The organism is Actinomycetota bacterium (assembly GCA_030650795.1).
Taxonomy (GTDB): Bacteria; Actinomycetota; Actinomycetes; order S36-B12; family S36-B12; genus UBA11398.
The window spans coordinates 135,660-160,307 of record JAUSDJ010000040.1; the positions used below are offsets into that span (position 1 = coordinate 135,660).

At 58.6% G+C, this 24,648-nt stretch carries 18 protein-coding genes; 14 read left to right on the plus strand and 4 right to left on the minus strand.

Going from position 1 to position 24,648, the window contains the following annotated elements:
* Positions 1 to 4: 4 nt before the first annotated feature.
* The 7 genes from Q7L55_12625 (at position 5) to Q7L55_12655 (ending at position 11,068) form a co-directional block, all read left to right on the plus strand.
* On the plus strand, positions 5 to 697 hold the full coding sequence (locus Q7L55_12625) for a class I SAM-dependent methyltransferase (GenBank protein MDO8733393.1): 693 nt from the start codon (positions 5 to 7) through the stop codon (positions 695 to 697).
* A gap of 66 nt (positions 698 to 763) precedes the next feature.
* A complete protein-coding gene (locus tag Q7L55_12630; protein ID MDO8733394.1) occupies positions 764 to 2,023 on the plus strand; it encodes an endo-1,4-beta-xylanase in 1,260 nt (419 codons plus the stop codon).
* Entirely contained in the window at positions 1,969 to 3,267 is a 1,299-nt protein-coding gene (locus Q7L55_12635; GenBank protein ID MDO8733395.1) for a hypothetical protein, read from the plus strand. The genes Q7L55_12630 and Q7L55_12635 overlap by 55 nt, the downstream gene beginning before the upstream one ends.
* Before the next feature lie 91 nt (positions 3,268 to 3,358).
* Positions 3,359 to 4,837 (plus strand): sugar transferase, encoded by a 1,479-nt coding sequence (locus tag Q7L55_12640; GenBank protein MDO8733396.1) that lies wholly within the window; start codon positions 3,359 to 3,361, stop codon positions 4,835 to 4,837.
* Positions 4,838 to 4,884: 47 nt separating this feature from the next.
* A complete protein-coding gene (locus Q7L55_12645) occupies positions 4,885 to 6,816 on the plus strand; it encodes a DUF4012 domain-containing protein (GenBank protein MDO8733397.1) in 1,932 nt (643 codons plus the stop codon).
* The gene (locus Q7L55_12650; GenBank protein ID MDO8733398.1) at positions 6,816 to 8,786 is read left to right on the plus strand and encodes a hypothetical protein; all 1,971 of its coding nucleotides are present in this window, start codon (positions 6,816 to 6,818) and stop codon (positions 8,784 to 8,786) included. The genes Q7L55_12645 and Q7L55_12650 overlap by 1 nt, the downstream gene beginning before the upstream one ends.
* Positions 8,783 to 11,068, plus strand: coding sequence for a hypothetical protein (locus Q7L55_12655; GenBank protein MDO8733399.1), 2,286 nt, complete (start codon positions 8,783 to 8,785; stop codon positions 11,066 to 11,068). The genes Q7L55_12650 and Q7L55_12655 overlap by 4 nt, the downstream gene beginning before the upstream one ends.
* On the opposite strand, the gene Q7L55_12660 is transcribed toward Q7L55_12655, so the two are convergent.
* Positions 11,065 to 11,661 carry a dTDP-4-dehydrorhamnose 3,5-epimerase family protein gene (locus tag Q7L55_12660; protein ID MDO8733400.1) on the minus strand — a complete coding sequence of 199 codons (597 nt, stop codon included), beginning with the start codon at positions 11,659 to 11,661 and terminating at the stop codon, positions 11,065 to 11,067. The genes Q7L55_12655 and Q7L55_12660 overlap by 4 nt on opposite strands.
* A gap of 70 nt (positions 11,662 to 11,731) precedes the next feature.
* On the opposite strand from Q7L55_12660, the gene Q7L55_12665 reads away from it, so the two are divergent.
* A complete protein-coding gene (locus tag Q7L55_12665) occupies positions 11,732 to 12,838 on the plus strand; it encodes a DUF1972 domain-containing protein (GenBank protein MDO8733401.1) in 1,107 nt (368 codons plus the stop codon).
* The gene (locus Q7L55_12670; GenBank protein ID MDO8733402.1) at positions 12,835 to 13,617 is read left to right on the plus strand and encodes a glycosyltransferase; all 783 of its coding nucleotides are present in this window, start codon (positions 12,835 to 12,837) and stop codon (positions 13,615 to 13,617) included. Before Q7L55_12665 ends, Q7L55_12670 begins: the two co-directional genes overlap by 4 nt.
* Before the next feature lie 2 nt (positions 13,618 to 13,619).
* Here the strand turns inward: Q7L55_12670 and Q7L55_12675 are convergent, their stop codons facing one another.
* Positions 13,620 to 15,350 carry a hypothetical protein gene (locus Q7L55_12675; protein MDO8733403.1) on the minus strand — a complete coding sequence of 577 codons (1,731 nt, stop codon included), beginning with the start codon at positions 15,348 to 15,350 and terminating at the stop codon, positions 13,620 to 13,622.
* Between the two features lie 77 nt (positions 15,351 to 15,427).
* Between Q7L55_12675 and Q7L55_12680 the strand changes: the two genes are divergently transcribed.
* Entirely contained in the window at positions 15,428 to 17,281 is a 1,854-nt protein-coding gene (locus Q7L55_12680; GenBank protein MDO8733404.1) for a glycosyltransferase, read from the plus strand.
* A 51-nt stretch (positions 17,282 to 17,332) separates the two neighbouring features.
* Here Q7L55_12680 and Q7L55_12685 read toward each other — a convergent pair whose 3' ends face one another.
* The gene (locus Q7L55_12685; GenBank protein ID MDO8733405.1) at positions 17,333 to 18,589 is read right to left on the minus strand and encodes a hypothetical protein; all 1,257 of its coding nucleotides are present in this window, start codon (positions 18,587 to 18,589) and stop codon (positions 17,333 to 17,335) included.
* A 166-nt stretch (positions 18,590 to 18,755) separates the two neighbouring features.
* On the opposite strand from Q7L55_12685, the gene Q7L55_12690 reads away from it, so the two are divergent.
* From Q7L55_12690 to Q7L55_12705, 4 genes are all read left to right on the plus strand, one after another.
* A complete protein-coding gene (locus Q7L55_12690; GenBank protein ID MDO8733406.1) occupies positions 18,756 to 19,550 on the plus strand; it encodes an ABC transporter permease in 795 nt (264 codons plus the stop codon).
* Positions 19,547 to 20,761, plus strand: coding sequence for an ABC transporter ATP-binding protein (locus Q7L55_12695; protein MDO8733407.1), 1,215 nt, complete (start codon positions 19,547 to 19,549; stop codon positions 20,759 to 20,761). Before Q7L55_12690 ends, Q7L55_12695 begins: the two co-directional genes overlap by 4 nt.
* A 2-nt stretch (positions 20,762 to 20,763) precedes the next feature.
* Positions 20,764 to 22,506 (plus strand): glycosyltransferase, encoded by a 1,743-nt coding sequence (locus Q7L55_12700; GenBank protein ID MDO8733408.1) that lies wholly within the window; start codon positions 20,764 to 20,766, stop codon positions 22,504 to 22,506.
* An 80-nt stretch (positions 22,507 to 22,586) separates the two neighbouring features.
* The gene (locus tag Q7L55_12705) at positions 22,587 to 24,194 is read left to right on the plus strand and encodes a glycosyltransferase (protein ID MDO8733409.1); all 1,608 of its coding nucleotides are present in this window, start codon (positions 22,587 to 22,589) and stop codon (positions 24,192 to 24,194) included.
* A gap of 1 nt (position 24,195) precedes the next feature.
* Here Q7L55_12705 and Q7L55_12710 read toward each other — a convergent pair whose 3' ends face one another.
* Positions 24,196 to 24,591, minus strand: a complete 396-nt coding sequence (locus Q7L55_12710; protein MDO8733410.1) for an FdtA/QdtA family cupin domain-containing protein — start codon at positions 24,589 to 24,591, stop codon at positions 24,196 to 24,198.
* Positions 24,592 to 24,648 lie beyond the last annotated feature (57 nt).

The following is a 24,648-nucleotide window of genomic DNA, read 5'->3' on the forward strand; positions in this document are numbered from 1 at the left end:
ATCCATGATCGGACGCAAGAGCAAGACTCCGCTTCCACCTGGCAAATACCGCATGGGTGGCAAGCATTTCAAGAACGACAAGGCCTTCGTCAAGACTGCTGTTGGCGATGTGCAGCGGCTAGAGAAGTACTGCGGATTGAACACGGAGTCAGCGCTCTTCGATTGGGGATGCGGGGCTGGCCGCTTGGCCGTGGGCGTGCGCGAACATCTGGGACGCATTCGCGATTACCACGGAGTCGATATTCAGCCCGAGCTCATTGAATGGGCCGAAGAGAACCTGTCGGGGCCAGGATTTCGCTTTACCTATTTGAACGTCAGCAATGAGCGCTACAACCCTGACGGCTCGCGGGAGCGAAGCCTTTCGGTGGATTCCGGCACTGTCGATGTGTTCTACGCCTATTCGGTCTTTTCACATATGAACGATCAGGACACGGCGGGCTACCTGCAGCTCATCCGCGAGGCATTGACCCCCCATGGCAAGGCTTTCGTCACCTGCTTCGTCGAGGAGGATGTAGCCGGCTGGGAGGAGAATCCTGAGGGCTATGGGCCCCTGGATTGGAAGGGGCGCCTGCACTGCACGCGCTTCTCCAGGCCGCACTTCGAGGACCATGTGAATGCTGCTCATCTGGCAGTTGATCGCTTCGAGTACGGCCAGGAAACAGATGGTCAGAGCCTCTACGTGCTGCGGTGTCGCTGACCTTGTTCCTTGACTCTCTAAGTTAGAGTCAAAGAACATTTGTCTTCTCGTTTTGGGAGTTCCCTCATGCGTCGTGCCCTTATTGCGGCCGTAGCAAGCCTCACCGTACTTGGTTCCTTGGCGGCAACTGTGCCGGCTCAAGCAGCAGCAAACCCAGTGCCTTCGACCTCGTTCGGACTCCACGTGCCTGGCATTGCCAATGGCGTGAAGCCGTCGGTGACATTTGGGACCTTGCGGCTTTGGGACTCGGGCGTGGCTTGGGGTCAAGTTGAGCAATCCAGGGGTCAGTACTGGTGGAATGGCCTGGATGCTGCCGTTGGCAACGGCAACCTTGCGCGCGCGAACTCGATGATCGTGCTCGGATCGACCCCGACTTGGGCAGCCTCGAATAAGAAGCAGGGCACCTACCCATACAAGGGTGCTGCGTCGATGCCCAAGAGCATGGCTGACTGGAAGTCCTGGGTCACCGCAGTGGCCACTCGATACAAGGGCAGCGTGGGCGCCTATCAGATCTGGAACGAAGCCAACCTGACCAACTACTGGGCAGGCACACCGAAGCAGATGGCCGACCTGACCAAGGCGGCCTACACGATCATCAAGTCGATCGACCCCACAGCAGCGGTGGTTTCGGCTTCCAGCACTGTGCGCTTGACCGCTCGCTACAACAAATTCTTCCCCGCCTACTTGAAGGCCTTGAAGAAGCAGGGTTGGCCTATTGACGCGGTGTCGGTGCACACCTACCCCGCAGGCAATGAAGGTCCGGCCGCTCGCGTGAACTACATCCAGAAGACTCAAGCCGACATGAGGAAGGCTGGTGTTCCAGCTGACCGTCAGCTCTGGGATACCGAGGTGAACTACGGAATCCAGGGGCCTGGCGGCACGCCTGGGCGCTCCATCGGTGGTGCGGATGCCGCGGCCTACGTTGCTCAGACCTACCTTGACAACGTCCGCCTTGGGGTTTCTCGCTCCTACTGGTATTTCTGGAACACCCCAGATGGTCGTGTTGGCATTGTCATGACTGACGGCACGCCGGGAGCCCTTGGCTTCCAGACTGTGCAGCGCTGGCTCACCGACTCCTTCTACAGCTGCACGACCGCAGCCGTGAACACCTGCCAGCTCGGCGATAACTCCAGCCCTGAGATCGTGGTTTGGGCCACAACGGGTAGCGGTACTTACACTGTCCCCGCAGGGGCAACGGTCCAATGCAATGCGCTCAATGAGTGCGCTGCGGTCGTTCCAGGTACAAACGTCACGATTGGGAGCATGCCCTTATGGTTCGGAACCGACGCCAAGAACGCACAAAATCAGCAGCCTTCGGTGCTCTAGCACTCAGTGCCGCGCTGCTGCTGGCAGCGTGTGGCGGCGGGGATGACGCTGGCAGCGGTGCCTCACCGGCGCCGACGCTTGAAGCCGATGCGATTCCGGCTTCCCTGGTAGGACTGCAGATTGAGGGCGAAGAGGTAGAGGCCTGGTCCTCAGCACCTTTCGGCGCGCTACGACTGTGGGATAACGGCACCGCCTGGTCACAGATTGAGACTTCCAAGGGCGTGTACCACTGGAAGAACCTCGACGGAGCTCTTGCCAACGCCAAGTCCAAGGGCCTGACCGACATCCTGATGGTGCTCGGAACTACGCCGACCTGGGCCGCATCGAAGGTGACCGACCCCGTCTACCCGCCGTACCCGGGCGCAAACAGTGCTCCCAAGAACATGGCCGACTGGGATACCTGGGTCCGCGAAGTTGTGACGCGCTACAAGGGCCAGATCACCTCATATGAAATCTGGAACGAGGCCAACCTCAAGCAGTTCTTCAACGGAACTCCCGCGCAACTGGCCGAGATGACCAAGCGCGCCTACGACATCATCAAGGCCAACGACCCCGAGGCCAAGATCGTTTCGGCGTCACCGGCACTTCGCTTGCAGTCCGCCTTCGACCGCTTCTATGCCTCATACCTGAGCGAGCTTGCCAAGCTCGATTGGCCAGTTGATGTACTTGCGATGCACACCTATCCCAAGGCTGATGGGGATCCAGTTGCGCGCGGCAAACTGATCGAGATGGCGATGAAAGTCATCGCAGACTCCGGCGCCCCGGCCGACATGCCCGTCTGGGATACCGAGCTCAACTACGGCTTGGCCGGCCCTGGAGCACTCCCGAAGCAGAAGATCACCGGATTGAAAGCCGCCGGCTGGGTGGTTCGCACCTACATCGACGATCTTCGATTCGGCATTGAGCGTTCCTATTGGTACATCTGGACCCAGAAGCCCTACCCGCTGCTGGGTATTCAGGCCTACCCGGGTTCGCCTGCGGAGCAAGGATTCTTCGCCGTGGAGAACTGGGTCGTTGGCTCGTCCTTCGGTGGATGTACTGAGACAGGCGATGTGGTGACCTGCAACTTCACTCGCGCTGGGCAGAAGTCGATCGTGGCTTGGGCCAACACCGGAACGGCTCAATACACCGCCCCCGAGGGCAGCACTCTCGTTTGCGATCCGGCAGCCAAGTGCTCACAGGTGCCTTCTGGCTCGCAGTTGACCTTGACTGAAGTGCCAGTTCGCATCTATCTGCAGGCCTAGCCGCCCGGTCGTGATCCAAGGCAAAGGCAGGCCCGCTGGTAACCTTGGACTCGGAGGAGAGATGACTCACGAGGTGGCGCAGGACGGGTCCATGCCCTCTGACGCCACGAGCCATCTGCGTACCCCGGCCCGAATTGGATGGTCGTCGGCGCACAATCGCCGCGATCGGCCGCATTTGCGTCGCGATCCCCTTCGTGTCTATGCAACACGTGCAGTCATCTGGGATTTCATCGCCATCACCGTTGCTGGTGTTGTGGGCTTCACCCTGAGGTGGGCTATTCCATTCAATGTTGAGATCAACGACCCCACCTATGTGTCGCTCGTGGTGATCGTGGTCTTCGCCTGGATGGCAGTCATGGTGTTGCGTGGTGCGTATGACACTCGAGTTCTCGGTGTTGGCTCCGAGGAATTCAAGAGAGTGGTGTCAGCGGCGGCAACAGTCTTCGGAGCAGTGGCGATTGTCGTCTTCGCTTTCAAAATCGACCTCTCCCGTGGCTTCGTGCTGATCACCTTCACTACTGGCTTGCTGCTCTTGCTCGTTGTGCGATGGGTGCTTCGTTCGTGGTTGCGTCACGAACGTCGCTATGGGCATTTCCTGCATCGCACAGTCGTCATCGGCGCCGAGCCGCAAAAGTCGGAGATCGTCGACATGCTCGATCGAGATCCAGTGGCCGGCTTCACCGTGGTCGACGATCTCGAAGAACCGCCCTTGGGCATCTCCGAAGACGAACTCGATGACTGGCTCGATGAAGTCATGGCAGTGATTGCTTTGGAAGATGCTGACACCGTGGCCATTGCTGGCTCACCGGCCATCGGCGCAAAGGTCGTACAACGACTGGCCTGGCGCCTGGAAGGTCCGCGCGTGGATCTGCTGGTAGCACCAGCCGTGGGTGATGTCGCTGGCCCGCGCGTCACGATGCGCATGGCTGCTGATCTTCCGCTGCTCCATCTTGATGAGCCGCACTTGACCGGACCCAAGCGTGCCATCAAGCGCACCATCGATCTTCTCTTTGCTTTCGTTCTGTTCTTGGTCTTCCTGCCATTCATGATCATTGCCGCGATCGGTGTGAAGCTCACCAGCCGCGGCCCGATGTTCTACTTCCAAGAGCGGGTCGGTCGCGGAGGAGAACTCATCCAAGTCGCAAAATTCCGCACGATGTATGTCGGTGCTGATGAGCATCGCGATGAAGTCATCGGATCGCCAGACTCCAGCATTGCTGCGCGATACCGCGGAGATCCTCGCATCACTCCCTTTGGTCGTTTCCTGCGCCGCTGGTCTATTGACGAAACGCCTCAGGTGATCAACGTGATGGGCGGAACCATGTCCATGGTCGGACCGCGCCCAGTGCTCGTCGACGAGCTTCCGCTGCTCGGCGATGCCGATCACCGTCGTCACCTGACCAAGCCTGGGCTCACCGGCCTTTGGCAAGTATCTGGTCGCAAGGACGTTGACTGGGATGAGCGCATGCGTTTGGACTTGGACTACGTCGAGCATTGGTCACCCGCACTTGATCTGGTGATCGTGGCCAAGACAGTCAAGGCTGTGCTTGTGGGAGACGGCGCCTACTAGCTGTTCGCGACACAGGGATTTCCTGACCCGTTATCTATACTCACCAAGTGTCTCGGTCATCTCCACGCCTTGCGCTGGGCATTGCACTCGGGATCGGGATCGGAACCTTTGTTGTCTGGCTCCAAATCTCCACCATCACTTCGCTCATTTCACTCATCACTGGTGCCCGAAGTTTTCAAACAAGCCTGACAAGCGCCGCCGGTCAGATCTCTGATGGCGAGTACGTAGCGGCGCAGGCCGATTTCGCCCAAGTGCAGTCAGCGGCTGATCGAGTCACGGCCTCAGCACATGGTCGCAATATGACGGTGCTGAGTTGGATTCCCGGATTGAGATCAGCTGTCACGAACTGGGAGCGGATTGCCGCAGCAAGTGAGCACATCACGACCAGCACTGGCGACATGCTCACCTTGTTCGGAGATCTGTCTGGCAAATCTGGCGCCGAGAAAATCTTCAACAACGGTGCCATTGACGTTGATGCCTTGCGCGCACTGCCACCGCGCGTGAAGTCCATCGATCAAGGCATCACAAGCACGTACGCGAACTTGGAATCGTTACAAGCCAATGGGCCGCTCTCGGGTCCATTGGCATCGATCCAGGCCAAGGCGCTCAAAGAGATCGCACCGATTCAGGAGGCAATGAAGGCCCTGGTCGATCTGGCACCGCAACTGCCAGATGCACTTGGCGCGAACGGTCCAAAGAGGTATCTGATCGCCATCGGCAATCAAGCCGAGATGCGAGCATCAGGTGGCGCACCGCTCACATTGATTCTTGTTGAGTTCGATGAAGGCCGCATCACCATCCCGATCAAGGGACAAACGAGTACCGAACTGTTTCCGCCACTCAATGCACCCGTGAAGTGGTGGGGACCGTCAGCGAACCCCTTCTTCGACACCAACCCGCGCGATGCACCGATGGTGGTCACCAATACCCATCCGTCCATGCTGATCAGTGCGCGCGAAATGGATGGGGCTTGGCAGGGTGGTCAGTACCCGGCCGTTGACGGCGTGGTGTCGGTTGACCTCACCGCCATCGGTTCAGTGCTCAACGCTATGGGTGCCATCCAGTCGCCGACATATGGCGAGGTCACCGGGGACAAGCTGGGACAGATTCTTCTCATTGATGCCTATGCAAAGTTCGGGCAGGAGGAGGCGGTTGCTCGGCAGAAGGCCAATCAGGAATTGCTCGATCAGCTGCTGACCAAACTGCTTTCTGGCGACGAGCTGGTGACTGCAGCAAAGGCGATGGCGAAGACTGCACCGGGCCGTCACTTCCAGGTATGGATGCTCAACCCTGATTTCGAGTCAATCGTTGTGAAGAGTGGTGCTGGTGGCGCAGTGGTTGCACCGACATCGGGTGACTGGTCGGCGGTCTACACGCAGAACGGAAACCAGAGCAAGGTTGATGTCTTCCAGAAGCGCAGCGTCGTCGTCAATGCGGCCGTCAATGCTGATGGCTCGGCACACATCACTCAGGATGTCATCCTCACCAACGCGACTCCGGCCAATCGACCCGAAGGTCCATCCGAGCGCATCGGCTATGAGACAAGTTGGCTGAAGGCCGCGTACATCATGTACGTGCCCGATGCCGCAGAGAATATGCAAGCGACCTATCCGGCTGGCTTTGCTGTTCGACCCTTCAAGAATCATCAGCAGTACGGCCACGGATACGCCGACGATGGCTTCAATCAGAAGCTTGTGCGCGTGGTCGGGTGGACCGGACCTGGTCAATCTTCAACGGTCTCGGAGAGTTACGACCTGCCTGCTGGATCCTTCAGTGCCAACGGTTCACTGACCTACGCGCTTCAAGCTGACCCACAATCCTTGTTCATTCCATCCACGATCACCGTGCGTGTCACAGCACCTTTGGGCTGGGCGCCGGTTGAAACTGAAGGCATGGTCATCACCGGGCGAACAGCAGAGGTCAGTGCTGTACAGAATGCCCCGGTCAATGTCGTCATCGGCATGCAGAAGGCAAGTTGATGACTCGCTCCAACAAGGTCCTGGCAGTCGCGGCCGTTGTGGCCATTGCACTCTTGTGGGTTCTTCCGGTTCTCGGATTCATCGCATGCGTGATCCTGCTTGCCGTTGCACCGCCGTGGGGTCGTTCGCTTACCGAACGGGCGATCATCTCGGCCATCATCATTGCTGGACTTGTAGCGGTCACAATTCCGCGAGGCAGCGAGGTACCGGTAACTCAGACGAGTACGCGCGTTGGGCTCTCTTTAGCTGTGCTTTTGGCCGTGGGGCTTGGATTCATTCCGCAGTTGAAGTCGTACGCAAGCCTGCCTAAGCCGAAGGCTGCCGACTGGTGCGTGGCAGCACTCGTCATTGTCAGCGGACTTTGGCTGATGAGCGCATATTTCGGAGCAAACGCGGATCAGATTGTCAGCGGATTGTTCTTCACCGGGTGGGACAACCAGGGTCACTTCGTTCCGTTTGCCAACACGTATGAAGTTGGCGCCACTCATTGGCCCACTCTTGATGGTGGCCTTGCGTGGAACCAGTGGTACCCGTCTTTGCACACAACGATCTGGTCCTTGCTGGCACTTGCTTCAAATGGCGCAGGCCTAGATCGCTTAGACCTGCTCTGGCCATTTGTGCAGTGGACTGCCATCAGCTTTGCCCTCTGCCTTGGCGCCTTGTCATGGATCGCAAGCGATCTGGCAAAGCGAGTTGCCGATGCTCTTGCCCCCGATCACGCCTGGCTCAAGCGACTTGCTGCACCGGTGGCGGTTGTGGCCTTCGCAGCCTTCGCCCTGCTGGGCAGCCCAATGGCACTCTTCAACGCGGGCTTCACTAATTTCGTCATGGCCGTGACAATCACTGCAGCTACGGCGTACTTCGCAACTCGCAGCCTTAACAGCGCGCGACATATCGGCTGGCTCTTGGTTCCGCTGGGTTCCCTTGCTGTCATTGGGCTTTGGACGCCATTGGTCTTGGGCATCGCGCCGGCGGGAGTAGTCGTGCTCATCGCATTATCGCAGCGCAAGCGTTGGCTTGGGATCCTCTGGGCCGTCGCCACGGTCTTGCTCGTTGGCGGAACCACCTATGTGCAAACCAAGGCGATCGTCAATGTTTCGGGCTCAGACGTGGGCACCTTCACTCAGGATCTCGGCGCTGTTGGTTCGGGAATGGTGCCCTTCAATATCGGCCTTGCCCTGGTCTCGCCGCTATTGCTGGCGCTTATCGCGCTGTTGCTCTTCCGACGACGTCTCATTCCGCTCGGCGTAGCTGTTGCCGGCACGGCCATCGCCATTCTGCCCTTCCTCGCGGTGGCTGTGCTGGGTGCGCATTCAGCGGGTCTTTCGTGGCTGAACAGCTACTACGTCTTGAAGACTCTCAATGCGATTCTGCAGTTCGCGGCACCTGCGTACGCGGCATTGGCGTCGATCACCGTGATTCTCGCCGTTGCCTATCTGGCGCGCTCGCGCGCCGAGGGTCTCGTGATGGCTCTGATCGTCTGCCTGCTCGCGATTGTTGCCTTCGGCTACGTCGGGATCACACCGAAGGAGTTCACCAATGGCTTCAGTTCGTCACCCGGGATAGCTGCGGGAGCCAAGCGGGCTGGCAGTGTCGACAACTCCCTCGTAGGGGAAGCGATTATCGGTGCAGCAATTGCGGCGAAGTCATACCCCAATGACATTCCCTTGCTCTGGGATGGCTCCGGCACCCTGCCGAATTTGTGGTTGGCCAGCTTGAGCGGAGTGATGAGCAAGGAGCAGCAGACTTTCTACCTGAGCTTGCCGCCATTCCCGTATGAACAAAGCGCACAGAGTTACGTTTTCGATGCGCTCGCGGCGAATCCGAGCATGCACATCGCGATCTATTGGTTCCGCACCGTTTCCGGCGAATCCCTTGCCGCTCTGAAGACTTCCCTACCGGACCAAGTCACGCTGGTGAAAGTGCCGATGCGTTCCTCACTCCTGTGCCAGGAGTGCTCGCTGTCATGAACCCCAGCACCATTCGCGCCGGCCGGCGCGGTCTTCGGCTCATCGGCGCTGGATTCGTTGTTTGCGCTTTGCTCGCGACGACGATGCCAAGCCAAGCGGCCTCGACCGTCAAGATCCTGCAGGCTCCAGGACTTCCTGCCTTGCCGAGTGTTGGCAAGTACGTGACGCGAGCGAACCCGGCTTCGGTACCTGCAGCTGCGAGTCTGGCCACAGGCCAGTTCATCGTCGGCTCTGGGCCGCGCATGCAGGCAGCCTCGATTCACTCGAGTGCATCCGTTGGCAGCGGCACCCCGTTGATGGCTGATTGGAACGGCGATGGCATTGCCACGCCGGGTCGCTACGACTCTGGGGTTTGGTACGCAACGGACGTGGTGATTGGCAGCACGCCGCAGTGGAAGGCAGTGGCCAGCTTCCAAGGCCAGCCAGGAGACATTCCTGTGGTCGGCAACTTGAATCAGGATCGCGTGCCCGACGTGGGATTCTTCAGAAACGGCACCTGGCTATGGAAGGTCAGCGGCACCAGGACTGTGAACTTTGCCTTCGGTCAGGCAGGCGACATCCCTGTCGTGGGCGATTGGAATGGCGATGGCATCGACGATCTTGGAGTTGTGCGCAATGCCACCTGGATTCTTCGCGTGCCAGGTGTGGAAAAGAAGAAGGATCTGAAACTGGATCCTGGCGCCACCCTGGTACTTCAACCTGACGACGAATTGGGGATAGTGAGCTTCCCGTATGGGCTGCCAACGGATATTCCAGTTGTCGGCGACTGGAATTCCGACGGCGCTGATACTCCCGGAGTTGTGCGCGATGGGGTGAACTGGCTGCTCAGCAAGTCTTTGCGCAAGCTCAGTTCAACTGTCACTGAAGTCTTTCCTGTTCCCAGTGGCTTCACTCCCCTGGTTGGTTCACGTGCAACGGGACCGCAGTCGTGTCCGACTGCAACACCGGCGTCAGAGCGGCGGGCCCTCGATGTTGCATCTCGCGTTCGCGCACCAGCGAAATTGCACGGCAACGTAGGCAAGCCAGGCATGCCGGAGATCTTGGCAACAGTGCAGGACGGTCTGCGTTTCTCGATCACGAACGATCTCACCAAGAGATTGAGTACCCAGACTCCTTACGCCTATTACGACGTCATCAGCACGCATAAGAGCATTGAAGAATCCGTTCGGCGTTCGGCAAATGTGGCACTTGCCGCGGCGATCATGCTGACCACCACAAACTGGAAGTCCGTACAGAACATTTCGCGTGCGCAATTGCTCGCGTATGCGAAATGGCAGATTCGTTCTATTGCCTGCCAGCACGATTCCATTACTCCGGGCGGCTGGGGAACCACCTGGCAGTCGGCTCTCTGGGCCAGCACCGCTGGCCAGGCAGGTTGGCTGCTGTGGCCGTATCTGGGCAAGCAGGAGCGGGCCTATGTCGCTGCGATGGTCAAGTCAGAAGCCGATGCGGTGGCCGCTCGCGGACCGCATTACTACCGCGATCGCGATGGCAAGGAGCTCTCGGCCGGCAACTCTAAGTCAGATGAAGTCTCGTGGGATCTCACTGCTCCTGCGCTCGCCATGGCGATGGCACCCAATTCAAAGAGGGCAAATACGTGGAAGCGAGCCCTGGTCGGTTTCTCCATAGCAGCGTTCGCCCGACCAAGTGATCTCACCGACAACATCAAGGTCAATGGCATCAACATCTCGCAGGAACTGCCGGGTACCAATGCCAACGAAGATGGAACGATCACCAACCACAACATCATCAATCCGGATTACCAGCAGAATGTTCAGAACCTCTGGTGGAGTGCGAGCATGCTCCGCGTTGCCGGCTTGAGCGTGCCTGAAGCCGTGTTCTTGAACTCGGACATCATCTACCGATCGCTCGCCGTCGTGGATTTCCCCTCGCCGCCATATGCCACACCCGGCGGCATCGTCTACAAGCCGGGCGGTCAGATCTACTACCCCCAAGGCGTTTCTTGGGGAACTCGTCGCCCGGCGACTTTCACCGGAGTGGATTCCTTCGCCGCAATCTATTCAGCGGCCGATACTCATGCTGCTCACTACCTCGCTGATCACGCGCGCGACACCAGGGGCATGCAACAGCGCTACAACTCCGGACGCATCTATGCAACCGGCAATCTTGAAGATTCCTATGCGCTGGGCAAAGAGGAGTACGCACTGATGCAGACGGCCCTGGCCTGGTGGGCTGGGTCAGTGCCGAGCGGCCCGGGATTCAAATTGGACAAAAGCAAGATCAGTGGCGTCAATCTCAACCCCACAGGGGCGATCGCCTAACTCAGTGTGGCGATGAATGCCTGACAGTCGGCATAGCTTGGCAGCAGCCCAGCCTCAGCGGCTTCAGCAAGACTTGGTGCGGCCGAATCCTTTGGCGAAAGGACGGTCTGCTTGCCTTGGGGCCAAGGCAGGTCCAGTGCCGGGTCGAGAGGATTGATGCCGTGCTCGCGACCGGGCGCATATGGCTCCGAGCAGAGGTAGCCCACGGTGGCTGAGTCACTCAAGGCGCAAAATGCATGCCCGAGGCCTTCAGAGATGTAGAGGCTGGTGTGCACTTGGTCATCGAGTTCGATCGCATCCCATTGGCCAAAGGTCGGGGAGCCAACGCGAATGTCGATGACCACGTCAAGAATTCGGCCAGCAAAGCATTGGACGTATTTTGCTTGTCCTGGCGGAAGCTGCGCGAAATGCACCCCGCGAACAGTGCCTTGTTTGGAGACCGAGATGTTCATCTGCTGCAAATTCAACTCATGCCCGATGGTTTCCGCGAGCAGATTCTGCTTGAAGGATTCCAGGAACACTCCTCGATCATCGGGTCGCAGAAGTGGAGTGAAGGACCACACACCTTCAATACTGAGCGGGTTGGCCTGCACGCAGTGAGGTTATCGGACCCGCACCTTTCAAGGGATCCTTGGGAGCAAGATCGCCAAGTACATTGGCCCAATGCGAATTGCCATCCTTGGCACCCGAGGGGTGCCTGCGCGGTATGGCGGTTTTGAGACTGCTGTCGAGGAGATCGGCAAGCGTCTGGTTGAGCGCGGCTACGAAGTGACCGTCTATTGCCGCAATCCCGGTCAAAAGCAGACCGAGTACTTGGGTATGCATCTCGTCAATCTTCCGGCGATCCGTCATCGATTCACTGAGACCCTGTCGCACACAGCCTTGAGTGCGACTCATGCAGTGATCAAAGACCGTCCGGATGTGGTGCTGCTCTTGAACGCGGGCAATGCGCCGATGCTCAAGCCTTTGAAGCTCGCGGGCATTCCAGCGGCCATTCACTTGGATGGACTTGAGTCCAAGCGAGAGAAATGGCGCGGCGCGGGAGCCCGCTATTACCGCTGGGCTGAAGCAGCCTCGGTTCGATGGGGCCAGGAGGTGATCGCCGATGCTCAGGCAATCGCCGATCACGTGCAGCAGAAATACGGGCGCGCGTGTGCGGTCATTGCCTACGGCGCTCCAGTGATCCATCCCTCATCCGCACGACTGAGTGAACTTGATCTTGAGGCTGGTCAGTATCACCTGATCGTGGCCCGACTTGAGCCAGAGAATCACGTGCTTGATGCGGTGCATGCCTATCGAGCCAGCACCGAAACAATGCCGCTCGTCGTGGTGGGCAGTGCGCCCTACTCACAGTGGTACGTGGACAAAGTTCGCCAGGCTTCGGCCGGGGATATGCGCATCAGACTCACGGGCGGTATTTACGATCAAGAATTGCTCGACCAGCTATACGGACATGCGCGCTGTTACATTCACGGACACAGCGTCGGGGGAACGAATCCGAGCCTGCTGCGTGCGATGGGCGCCGGTGCTGCTGTCCTTGCTTTCGATGTTGAGTTCAATCGTGAAGTCACTGACAATCAGGCGTTGTTCTGGTCAGATGCTGCAGAACTCACGGTCATCCTTGATCGCATTGCCACTGGCGCTGCCGACGAGCAACTGGCGGCACTGAGAACCAGCAGCCAGCTTCGCATCGCAACTGAGTACCAGTGGGAGATCGTCGTTGATGAATACGAGGCCTTGATTGCTCGATTGGCTGCGAGCCGCAAGTGAGTACGGCAGCAGTGTTGGTGACACACAACTCGGCAAGGTGGATCGCCGAGACCTTCCTCAGTGTCCTGCATCAGGGCAATGCCGTTGATCGCATTGTCATTGTCGATGATCACTCTGAAGACAACACGTTGAACATCATCCGCGAACATGCGCAGGGTGTTTCAGTCGAGATCGTGCAGAGTGCAAGTCAATCCAAGGATGTCCATACCCGCATCGCGAGCAACTTTGTTCAAGGAGTTGAGCAAGCGCAAGCGGAATTCGTGTTCTTGGGTGACCATGATGATCTTTGGCACGCTCACCGGGTCAGCAGTCAGTTGAAGGCTCTTATCGATCATCCGCATGCAGCACTGCTCGCGTCTGATGGACGCATCGTGAACGAGTCAGCTGGCGCGACGGGCAAGACCTTGCGCGATGTGTTCCCCGTTCCTGTGGGGTTCGCCAACTGGAGAACGAGCCAGCAGTTTGGTTATGTCGTACGGCATTCAGTAGCAACAGGTGGTGCGTGCGCCATTCGCCCTGCTGCCTTCCACGATCTCAAAGTGCCAGCTGGCTGGTTGCATGATCGATGGTGGAGCTTGTGGGCCACCGCGCATAACGTTCTTGTCGTTGATCCGACCATCGTGATCGACTATCGAGTCTCTGATGCACAGCAGGTTGGGCTCGATGCTGCTTTTCAGGATGAAGGTGCTCCAGCTTGGCTGATGCACCACGCGGGTCAGCTCATGCGTTCAACTCGTCGGGCGATTGATCTCGTGCCACTGTTCATCGAAAGCCGTTAGGCCTACTGCACACGGATGTGTGTCAGACATACATTCGCATCAGGTGACCCGATGCCGAGATAGGGCACCGAAGTGCACTCCAGCGGCGTCGGGGTGAACCAGGCCGGAATCGAATCGAAGTACTGATCAATCTGCGCGCGAGAGGGTGCATACAAGGCAATCACGGTGGGATTCAAATCGCGAAGCGCCCGCTGACCAGCCTGATCAAGGGATGCCTCGCCAGGTGCGTTGTTGTACGCCCCCCACAGCTGCATGGCTGCGACGGTGGCAGTCAAGCGCGCGGGGTCAGTCCAAATGGCAACGCGGTCGTCAGCAGACGTGTGTGCGAGCACGAATTGTTCAGCTTCAACATTGGAACGCATGAGTGCTTCAGCTTGATAGTCCACATAGGCCGAGTTCATGGGGTACTGGCTGTAAATGCCAAGGTTGCCTCGGCCGTTCTGCAGCAGTTGCGCGCAGACACCGATGACGATCACAGTTGCGGCCAGCACAATCCAAGCCAGGAAAGGATGACTCCAGAACCGAGTCAGGGTGGTCAGAAGCATCAGCACCACGCATGCAATGCCCATCAAGATGCCCTGGGTCATCGATGGCAAGGCCGAGGAACGCCCGGCCCAGACCATGGCAACAACCAGCACGGGCACGCTCAGCCACAGCAGAGAGGAGGCCTCACGCCCTTCGGCAATTGCGCCGATTGCCAGCACGATCGAAAGCAGAGCGCCCGGCCAGCACATGGCGGCATAGTGCGGCGCTTCAATCCAAGGGCCAGGTATGACCTGCATGTACAGCAAGGTGAAGGCAATCGTGATTGAACTGGTTACGAGTGCAGAAGCGCTCCACCGATTGCGAACGAAGACGACGGCGACGACTGAAACCAAGAAGCTCAGGAGCACGACGAGAGCCGCCAGGTCGTGCAGCCAAATGGTGGTATCGCTGATGAATGACGAGTAGTCCAAGCGCGCATTCCAACTGCGGTAGGTCTCAATCCAATTTCGTCCGGGGAAGAGAAGCAAGCCCCATGCAAGGAAGCTGATGAAGACAAAAGCAAATCCGAGGAGGAGCGCTGCCAGCTCGCTCAGGATTTCGCGGACGGCAGGCCGCGAGATCCACCCACCAACGATTCGAAGTCCGAGCCAAGTGCAGCCTGCAAGAAAAGCGTTGTACGGGTTGAGCATCACAAGCCAGGCCATGATGCAGCCTGCTCCGCAACCCAGGATCAGCAAGTGCGATCGGCGCGATTGAGGATTGCGTTGCATGTGTGCAATGGCCAGAGCAAACAGAGTCAGGCTGGCGGCCATTGCGGTTCCCGTTGCGTAGGGATTACCCAAGTAGGCAAGCACCATGGTGTTCAAGCCGATGAACAAAGTCAGAGCAGTGGCAAGGGCTCGCGATCCGATTTGCCGGGCAATCCAATACACGCTGATCACGATGAGGAGCACGAGCAAACCTCGCCAGATTGCAAAGCCATTCCAAGTTCCAAAGACGGCAGTCAGCAGATTGACGGGCGCGAGATATCCCAGACGAGTCCAGTAGTAACTGGGATCTATTGAGCGCTCATTGATCTGATCACCGAAGATGGCAATGGATGCTGAGAATTGCGAATCCGGGGAGTTCATGCCTGCCCACCACTGTGCACCGACTCCCCAGAGAATCAGCAGCCAGATGGCCAAGGCGACGAGCGCATCCCCTGCATTTCTTTGCACTCGGACACCCAATGCCTGTGCCGTCGCCACATTGAAACTGTAGTCAGGCTAAGGCAGCACCCTCATGGTAAGCGGTGTTAGCCGAGCTTGGAGATAGGCTCTAGAGGGTGTCCGCCCTGCTGATCGACGTGACTGATCTCGTCGAATTTCTTCAGCGGCAAAAGTCAGTTTCCGGGGTTCAGCGAGTGATCGCCGAGGTCACGCCGCTGCTCAAATACGCGAGCGAATTGCCTTCACACGCAGTCGTGCTTGATCGTGGTCGCGGGATATTTGTGGAGTTGAATGCGACCGAATTCGATGTGCTGCTGATGCGCGGAGCGCGGGCTGCAAGTGAGGAACTTCGCGAGTCATTGGCCGTTGTTGCTACTTCAACCCTGCAACGCGCAGCGCAAGCCTCGCCGATTGAAATCGCTGAAGGTGATGTGCTGCTCTTCCTCGGAGCCTTGTGGATCAATGATGCGCTGATGCTCGCCGCCAGGGCTGCGCATGCTGCTGGTGCGATCATCGTCGACCTGCTCTATGACCTGACGCCTGTGCTGCAAACCGGTCACACTGCGGCGGTCAACCAACTGTTTGAGCGCTACCTGTCGCTCATTTCGCAGACGGCATCAAGGGTGCCCGCGATATCCGTTTCAAGCCGAGCCGACTTTGCGGAGTACTGCAAGGCGCACGACTACGAGCTCATACCGGGTGCCGCGACTGGATTGCCGTGTGGACTCACGCCAGCCAAGCTGGCCGATTCTGAGTCGAATGAGAGTCCTTGGCCGCGACCATATGCGCTGTTCGTAGGAACCGTTGAAGCGCGCAAGAATCACATCCTTGCCCTGCGAGCCTGGCGCGAGTTGATAGCGAGCCATGGTGCCCGTGCAGTGCCAGATCTCGTATGCATCGGACGCTTGGGCTGGCACGCCAGCGAATTTCTCAATGACTACGTCAAGAGCCATGGCCTTGATGGCAAAGTCAGTGTGCTGAGCGCGAGTGTGAGCGATGACGAACTTGCCCGCTTCTATGCAAATGCTGAATTCACGGTGTACCCCTCTACATACGAGGGCTGGGGTCTGCCCGTTTCGGAGAGCATCGCCTTTGGCAAGGTGCCGATCGTCGCCGATAACTCTTCACTGCACGAAGCTGGCGGCAATTTGGCCGTCTACTTTGCATCAGACGATCTACCCGCATTCATTCACGCCGTCGAGTCACTCTTGGATGTCGCGTTCCGGCAGAGCCTTGAGCAGCGCATCCGCGAGGACACCACACCACCGATCACCTGGCAGCAAGTAGCTGCTGTCATCAATGACGAGATTGCAGCTGCGCAAGCTGAGGGAGCGAGGCCACCAATGGTTCCGTTGATTGAACTCGGACGTGAATACATGCTCGCGGTGGGCTCCTCGGCTCCTGATGCTGGTTATGCCGATCAGGTACTTGAGCATCTGCAAGCCGAGGGACTGACCCCGATGCTTCGGCAAGCGCGGGGCGAGCGTGACTTTGAGACCGTCGATGCAGCAGTGATCGGAAATCTCGGCTCTCCACAGTCCTGGGGTCATGAACTTCGACCGGGAAGAAGGATGGAGTTTCGCGTGCAGCGGCCAGTACCCGGGCCGCTCACCTTGCTTCTGGCAACTCGGTCTATGCCCGGAGTGGTGACCATTGACGCAAGCGGACCCGGCGGACCAGTGCGTGAGGAGATCTATCTGGGGTCAGTTGTTCAGCTTCCACTGGGTGATGGAAGTGCTGGAGAGCCGGCATATGCGAGTCTGACTGTCGTCGATGCGAAGAATTCCGTTGAAGGCTTCCTGGGCATTCGCAGCTTCGTCGTGCTGAAGGCTGACGACCTCAAGGCTGAAGTCCTCGCGCATAAGTCGGCCGCTGATGCCCTGCGCCAGGAGCTGGATTTCGTTCAGAACACCCGCTCCTGGAAGGTCACCGCGCCACTGCGCAAGTTGAAGGGTCGTGGCGCGAACTAAATACGCGCAAGGGCGGGGGCAGATTGAAGTCTGTCCCCGCCCTTGACAGCGTTAGTGCTTTGCAGGCGGTGCGGTGATCATGATCGTGTATGTCTCAGAGCCTGGGGTCAGACTTGCGTTACCCGCCGTGAAGGCCGTGACCTGGCAATGTCCGGGGCTCAATGCGGTGAGCACTGAGCCGTTGATGACGCATGGACCCTGCTCGCTGAACAACACGGTGGTGTTGGACGTTGTGGTGGCAGTCAAGGTCACCAGTGAGCCCTGAGCCATCATGATCGGCGTTGCAATCGACCATGCCGGCTGCGTTGGCGGATCGACCGTGATGTTGTCAACAACGCGCTGGCCTTGAATGCTCACAATCTGCGAGTTGACTCCACTTTGCTGGCTGATCTGATTGGGCTGAGGATTACCCGTGTAGTTCACCGAAATGGTGTGGATGCCCGAGGCTGGCGGCGTCCACTGGTAATTGGCGACTCCGTTGACTGTAGGGATCGAACCGCTGATGCCGGCGCCGTCCATCGAGAAGGCAACTGAGCCGTCAGGCAGACCAGCACCAAGAATTGCGCTGATGACCGTTGTCGTTCCGGCATACAAGGTTGCCGGCCAGCGCAGAGCAACTGTGGTGCGAGCCGGGGTGATGAATGGCTGTGAAATCGGGCTGGTCGAAGTCGTGTAGTTGCCGTTGTTTGGCTGGAAACTGGCCTGAATCGAGGTGGCTCCCGCGCCCGCAGGATTCCACGGCAGAGTCACTGTCGAGGTTCCGGCGCCGAAGTTGCCTGTCAACGGCTGGGTGGTGATGCCAGCGGCCCCAGCTGTTGCGAGAAAGACGCTGCCAGTTGGGGCAAGGCTGCCGATCGGAGCTACGACTGCGCCGGCAATATTGTTGGTGACGCCTGACTGGACTGCTTGCTGAGCCAGCAGCACGGTGTAGGTGGGCATTGGCGCCACGGTGATCGTGGTGGTACCTGCAGGCAATGCTGATCCGAGCCCAGCGATGGTCCATGCGCCAGCGCTCGTCGGAGTCCAACTTGCTGAGGCCCAGCCCTGGGCATTGACTACGGCCTGAATGGTCGTGGCGATGGGGCCGGAGGTCAGGCCAAGAGTGATGGTCTGCCCGGCGATGCCGGAAACCTGGACTGCAATGCTCTCAGGAACTCCCACCATGCCATTGGGAACGTAGATCGCTCCTGTTGGTGCTGCATCCGCAGCAGCGCCAAATGCGGCGCTTGAGCCGAGAGCAAGTCCCAGTGCCAGAGTTGCTGTCGCAACTCGGCAAGTCGAGCGCATATGGCGCGCTGATGTCAACATTCCAACCTCCTTGATGGTCTGGGGACACGCTACTTGCCCATTGGCTGATTTTGCCGCTCGCGCGCGCTCGTCAAATGCAGTGCTTGGTTAGCATTGGGCTCATGTGGCAACGCGCGTCTTCGCAGGATGCAGGCGGCTATGAGCCAGGGCGCGGGGCCAGACACGCGTGCTGACCGCTCTCAAGCGGCAGCATGCGCTCATCTGGGCCTTCGCCAACCGTGACTTCGCGACTCGCTATCGATCCAGTGTTCTGGGCTGGTCGTGGTCGCTCGTTCAGCCACTGGCAATCCTGCTCATCTACGCAGCCGTCTTCAGCATTGTCTTCCGGGTCAAGGCGCCGCCGATGGGTAATGGCGAGACCTCGTACGCGGCATTTCTCTTCACCGGGATGGTCACCTGGAACCTCTTCTCCAGCTTGCTGACCTTGTCGATGACTCAGTTGAAGAGCAACGGTGAGTTGCTGAAGAAGGTGCAGTTCCCAGCCTGGGCCCCTGTGCTGGGTGCGAGCATCGTGCAACTGATTCAGGTGGTGCTCGAACTGGTCGTGCTGATCGCCATGTTCTTGATTCTTGGCAATGTTGGAGTTACCTGGCTGCTGGCTATCCCGATTCTGGTTGGAACCGCTTTATTCGCTCAGGGTGTTGGGCTCGTGCTCTCGATCATGAATGCGCGATTTGGCGATGTCATGTACATCGTTGCGGTCGTGCTTGGCGCGCTGTATTTCCTGACTCCGGTGCTCTACCCGATGAGCCTGGTCGAGTCGAGCAGCGAAACGCTGGCCTGGATCGTGAAGTGCAATCCGATGTCTTGGTACGTGCAGGCCATGCATGACGCGATGTATGGGCTTGTCGCGCCGTCATTCCTTGAAATTGCTGCGTTGCTGGTTGGCGGATTCCTCACCTTCTGGGCCGGATTTGCAATCTTCAATCGCTTCAGTGAAGACATCGGAGAGCTGCTGTGAGCGAGATTGCAGTAGGGATCCACGGGGTCGGCAAGCGATTTATGCGTAGCGCCGAACGACGCAACTCCATCAAGGAGCGCATTGTGCGAGGGCGTGCCCGCCGGGCCGAGGATTTCTGGGCAGTGCGCAATCTCAGTCTCGACATCCCCAAAGGCAGTGTGTATGGGCTCATCGGCCACAACGGTTCGGGCAAATCCACCCTGCTGAAGATGATCGGTGGCATCTATCGCCCCACAGAGGGCTCAATCACCAGCCAAGGGCGGATCGCCTCACTGATTGAACTCGGCGCCGGCTTTCATCCGGAGATGACGGGCCGCGAGAACATCGGACTCAATGGCTCGATCCTGGGCTTGCCGCGCAAGGAGATTGCGGCCGTAGCCGACGAGATCATTGAGTTCTCCGGCTTGCGCGAGTTCATCGACGACCCGGTCAAGCACTATTCAAGTGGCATGTACGTACGACTCGGATTCGCTGTTGCCGTGCACATGAAGCCTGACGTGCTGCTGGTCGACGAGGTACTCGCCGTTGGCGATGAAGAATTCCAGCGCAAGTGCTTTGACCATCTCTATGCGCTGCGTCGGGCTGGAAAGACGATCATCGTGGTGAGCCACGGATTGGGTCAGATGGAAGCCCTCTGTGATGAGGTTGCCTGGTTGGAGCGTGGGACCCTCCAGGAAGTCGGCGAACCAACCGATGTCGTTGCCAGCTATCTCAAGAAGGTCAATGCCGAGGAGTCTGCACGCTCGCCGCTGGCCACCGCCCTACGTCCCGAAGATCATGTTGGCGGCCTGAAGTCGGCCTTGCGCGTGACGAGCGTGCAGATCACCAACAGTGAGGGCATACCGCTCAACCATGCAGAGACCGGAACTACCTTCACCTTCAAGGTGGGCCTTTCCATGTCCGAGCCTGTCCTTGGACCAAATGTTCGCATCGCTTTGCAGCACGAGACTGGGCCGCTCGTGGCCATGATCAGCAATCACCGACTCGGCTTTGACTTCAACTACATCGATGGCGAGCAAGTGGTCGAGATCGATCTGCTCAAGAATCCATTGCTCCCTGGGCGCTACCGGCTGCATGTGGATGTCTTCGATCACACCGGTTCCAAGCTCCTGGATTCCTGGAACGACGCTGCTGAGTTCCCGGTGCGCAGTGCATCCGGGGAGATCGGTCAAGGCTTCGTCCAGCTTCCCGCCGAATACCGATTGACGTAATCGTGCCAAGTGAACGCAATCCGCTTATTCGAGCCAAGCGCCGGGCTGGGCGGGTCAAGCGCTGGTTGAAGCGCAAGTTGTACGAGCGCAATATTGGCAGGCAATACAAGCTCTGGCTTGCCGAAGCCACCGAGGTTGTAGAGGGATCGACCAACCACGAGTTCACGATCTCGATCATCGTGCCGGTCTACAACCCGCCCATTGACTTTCTGCGCGAGTGTCTGGAGTCGGTCATCAAGCAGCAGGCTGGCAACTGGCAATTGGTCGTTGCCAATGACGGCTCCACCAAGCTCGAGGTCACTGCCTACCTCGCAGAATTCGCCGCTCTGCACAGTGGTGATGCTCGTGTGCTTGTGACGGCCAAGGAAAACGGCGGCATTTCATCCGCTCTGAATCTGGCGTTGAGCCATGCCACTGGTGAGTACATCGGAATGCTGGATCACGACGACTTGCTTGACCCCCGATGCGTCGAAATCTTCAGCACGGTCATTGAACGTGAGGCTCACCCTGATGCTGTGTACTCCGACGAGGACAAGATCAATCCGAGTGGGGAGCATTTCGAGCTCTACTGCAAGCCCTCGTTCTCGCCTGAGCTATTGCTCACGCAGATGTATCTCTGCCATTTCACGGTATTCAAGCGAGCAGACATCAATGACATAGGAGGACTTCGCACCACGATGGACGGTGCGCAGGATTTTGATCTCGCCTTGCGGCTCTTGCCGAGACTTTCATCGGTTGTCCGAATTCCACACCCGCTGTATCACTGGCGAGCATGGAGCCAATCCACTGCGCTGACCATTGACGCCAAGCCGTGGGCGCAATTGGCGGCCGCCCGCGCCCAGCAGGAGCATCTGGATCGACAGTTCGGCGGCGGCGAGGTCCAGCCGAGTTCGACGCAGGGTCTCAATGAGGTGCATCCGAAACTCGTTGGTACTCCTCGGGTTTCAGTCATCATCCCGTCCGTTGGCACTCACAATATCTCGGGTGATGGACGCTTCGTTGATGACGCGGTGTTGTCGCTGGTCAGGCTTGAGCAACAAGTGGAACTTGAGATCATCATTGTGACGACCGGTGTGATCCCCGATGTGTACGTGGCCGAACTCGGCAGGCACTCGATTGTGCATGTGGTCTATGAGGCTTCGGTATTCAATTTCTCGGATGCCATCAACACGGGTCGCCGCACGGCGACAGGTGAATACCTGCTGTTGCTCAATGACGACACAACAGTGGCCGAGCCGAATCCAGTTACGCGCCTGCTCGAGCTCGGCCAGATCGAGCAAGTCGGTATCACCGGAGCCAAGCTGAGTTATCCAGATTCCCGACTCCAACACGTCGGAATGGTGCTGCTGCCATCTGGACCAACGCATCCGTGGATCAGCAGGCCTTCCAAGGAGACAGGCTATTTCGGCTCAACACTCACGCCGCGCAATTACGCGGCTGTCACTGCGGCCGCCCTTCTTGTTCGCACCGCTGTGTTCGACGAGGTCAGTGGATTTGACTCCGCTTTCGCGCACGACTTCAACGATGTCGACTTCTGCCTAAGGGTTCGCGAGGCTGGATATCGCGTAGCGTGGACGCCATACGCCCACTTCACTCATTACGAAGGTGCCACGATGGCCCGCAAGAATTCTGATCCCGCAGAACACGCACTCTTCGATCAGCGTTGGCGGGAACTGATGCTGGAGGATCCCTACTACTCCCCTGCACTCAATCCAGAACTACCGCGAATCTACGAGGCCCTGTGATGGAGTTGCCAAGTTTGCGTTCTCCCGCAGGCCGAACTCTGATCGTCTACGGAGATCCAGCGCTACTAACGATGGAACGCATGACCGAATTCGGCCGACGTATCGACAGCGATGCTCGGCTGGTGTCCTTGTCGCTCACCCCAAACTCTGCGATCACGGATAGATGGCTGCGGGCGGCAGCCCCGCATGGCGCTTTGCTCGCATTAGCGCAGGACGCACAGGATCTGGTCGGTGCTCTTCCGGACGAGCCGGCTGCTGAGGGACTGATGCGCTGGTGTCAATCCGCATCAGAGCGCGGACTCTGGCATGACTGGTGGCTTTCAAACCATCGCGATGTCATCACTGCGAGCCTGCTCATCCAGGCCAATGAAATGGACGAGCGCGAGGCAGATGACCCGAGCGGTTCTCACTTCATTGTGCGTCATACCCAGCCACTCAAATCACGAAATCTCACCATTGCCGTCGATGCGACCTGGCTTGGTCCGCACCAAACTGGAGCGCAAGTACTGACGACTGCGGCCGTGGAGGCTCTGGCGAAGGACGATCGAGTCTCGCGCATTCAACTCACTGGCATTTCAAGCCTGCCCGAGTACGCGGCACACCTGGTTCAACTGGACAAGGTAAGCCTTGAGCCAAACGCCGTGGAACAAGCCGACATTGCGTGGTACCCCAATCAAATCGATGGTCGCAGCAACATTGAGCAGGCTCGCAACCTTGGTCGTCGCGTCGTGACTACCTACCTTGATCTCATCGCCTATGACATCCCGCGATACCACGCATCAGCGGAAGCGTGGGCTGCGTACCGCAGCATGCAGCGCCGCATTGCTCTCAGCGTTGATGGCGTGACCACAATCAGTGCCGATGTCGCAGAGCGACTCCAGCAGGAGGTCCCGCGCTTGGAGTCTGATCGAGTTCGCCCGATAGTCCTTGGCCTGGATCACATCACGGCAACCAGCGCCCCCGCTGAGCCCGATGCAGATCTCGCTGAACTCATTCCGGCCTTGGGCGATCGACGATTCGTACTCGTGCTGGGCAACGACTTCGTTCATAAGAATCGAGATCTCGCCATCGCCATTTGGCAGCAGGTGCTCGCCGCGGGTGAATCATGTGATCTGGTCCTGGCGGGCTTGCACGTGAAGAGCAGCAGTAGCAAGGCCGCCGAGGATGCCTTGCTCGCCAAGCACGTTGATCTGCGCGGCCGAGTGCATGCAGTTGACCATGTCACTGCTGGTTCACGCGCTTGGTTGCTCGCCAATGCCGATGCAGTGCTGTATCCATCCAGCGCCGAAGGTTTTGGCTTTGTTCCATACGAAGCTGCCGCACTTGGAACGCCGAGTAGCTTTGCGGGCTTTGGGCCCTTGGCTGAAGTCTCTGGCGTGATGTCAGTGCCGAGGCATTGGACAGTTCAGGACTTTGCCGAAGATCTGACGCTATTGCTCGGCAATCCTGCAGCAGCTGAACTGCGGCTATCGCAGTTGCGGGGAGCCATTGAGCGACACACTTGGCGCGGGTTCGCTGAGCAGCTGGTCGACTTCTTCCAACACATCATCGGCATGCAGACCGTGTTCACCAGTACGGTTTCCAGCACCGCATCGGCCGACGCTGCCTTGGCGGCGATCATGTCCAGCAAGTCCTATCGAGCCACCCAGCGGTTGCGCACAGTCGTGGGCAGGCTACGCAGGGGCTGACTCAGGTCAGGTAGCGGAACTCGTCGATATCGCGGATGTAGTCAGCTTCGCTGAACGGCGTGTCGCACAGCACGAGCAGGAGGTTCGAGGGATCGAGGTAGATCTGCTCGCTCCAGACCATCGGTGGCACGATCAGGCCCTGGTCCTGGGGAATCAGCACCGTGTCGCTGGTGCCCGCGGCATCGGTCAGGCTCACGTGCACCGCACCAAGAAGTGCCACGAGTGCCTGAGTGCCGATCCGGTGGGCGTGCTGGCCACGAATCGCCCCAGCGCAGGCCTGCACCGTGAACACTCGCCGCACGACGAAGGGCAGGGTCGACTCGTCGAACACCGTGAGGCAGCCGTTCTCCTGGCACAGGCTTTGCACGGGAAAGCACTGACTGCTCACGGTGTTCATGGGGCGTGTATACCGGATAGCCAGCCCAATAGCCAGCCTTACCTCGCAGTGTATTCA

What these genes read in the sequence shown, in the direction of transcription:
- Q7L55_12625 (MDO8733393.1), top strand. Translation starts at nt 5, where the DNA reads ATGATCGGACGCAAGAGCAAGACTCCGCTTCCACCTGGCAAATACCGC.
- Q7L55_12630 (MDO8733394.1), top strand. Translation starts at nt 764, where the DNA reads ATGCGTCGTGCCCTTATTGCGGCCGTAGCAAGCCTCACCGTACTTGGT.
- Q7L55_12635 (MDO8733395.1), top strand. Translation starts at nt 1,969, where the DNA reads ATGGTTCGGAACCGACGCCAAGAACGCACAAAATCAGCAGCCTTCGGT.
- Q7L55_12640 (MDO8733396.1), top strand. Translation starts at nt 3,359, where the DNA reads ATGCCCTCTGACGCCACGAGCCATCTGCGTACCCCGGCCCGAATTGGA.
- Q7L55_12650 (MDO8733398.1), top strand. Translation starts at nt 6,816, where the DNA reads ATGACTCGCTCCAACAAGGTCCTGGCAGTCGCGGCCGTTGTGGCCATT.
- Q7L55_12655 (MDO8733399.1), top strand. Translation starts at nt 8,783, where the DNA reads ATGAACCCCAGCACCATTCGCGCCGGCCGGCGCGGTCTTCGGCTCATC.
- Q7L55_12665 (MDO8733401.1), top strand. Translation starts at nt 11,732, where the DNA reads ATGCGAATTGCCATCCTTGGCACCCGAGGGGTGCCTGCGCGGTATGGC.
- Q7L55_12685 (MDO8733405.1), bottom strand. Translation starts at nt 18,589, where the DNA reads ATGTTGACATCAGCGCGCCATATGCGCTCGACTTGCCGAGTTGCGACA.
- Q7L55_12705 (MDO8733409.1), top strand. Translation starts at nt 22,587, where the DNA reads ATGACCGAATTCGGCCGACGTATCGACAGCGATGCTCGGCTGGTGTCC.
- Q7L55_12710 (MDO8733410.1), bottom strand. Translation starts at nt 24,591, where the DNA reads ATGAACACCGTGAGCAGTCAGTGCTTTCCCGTGCAAAGCCTGTGCCAG.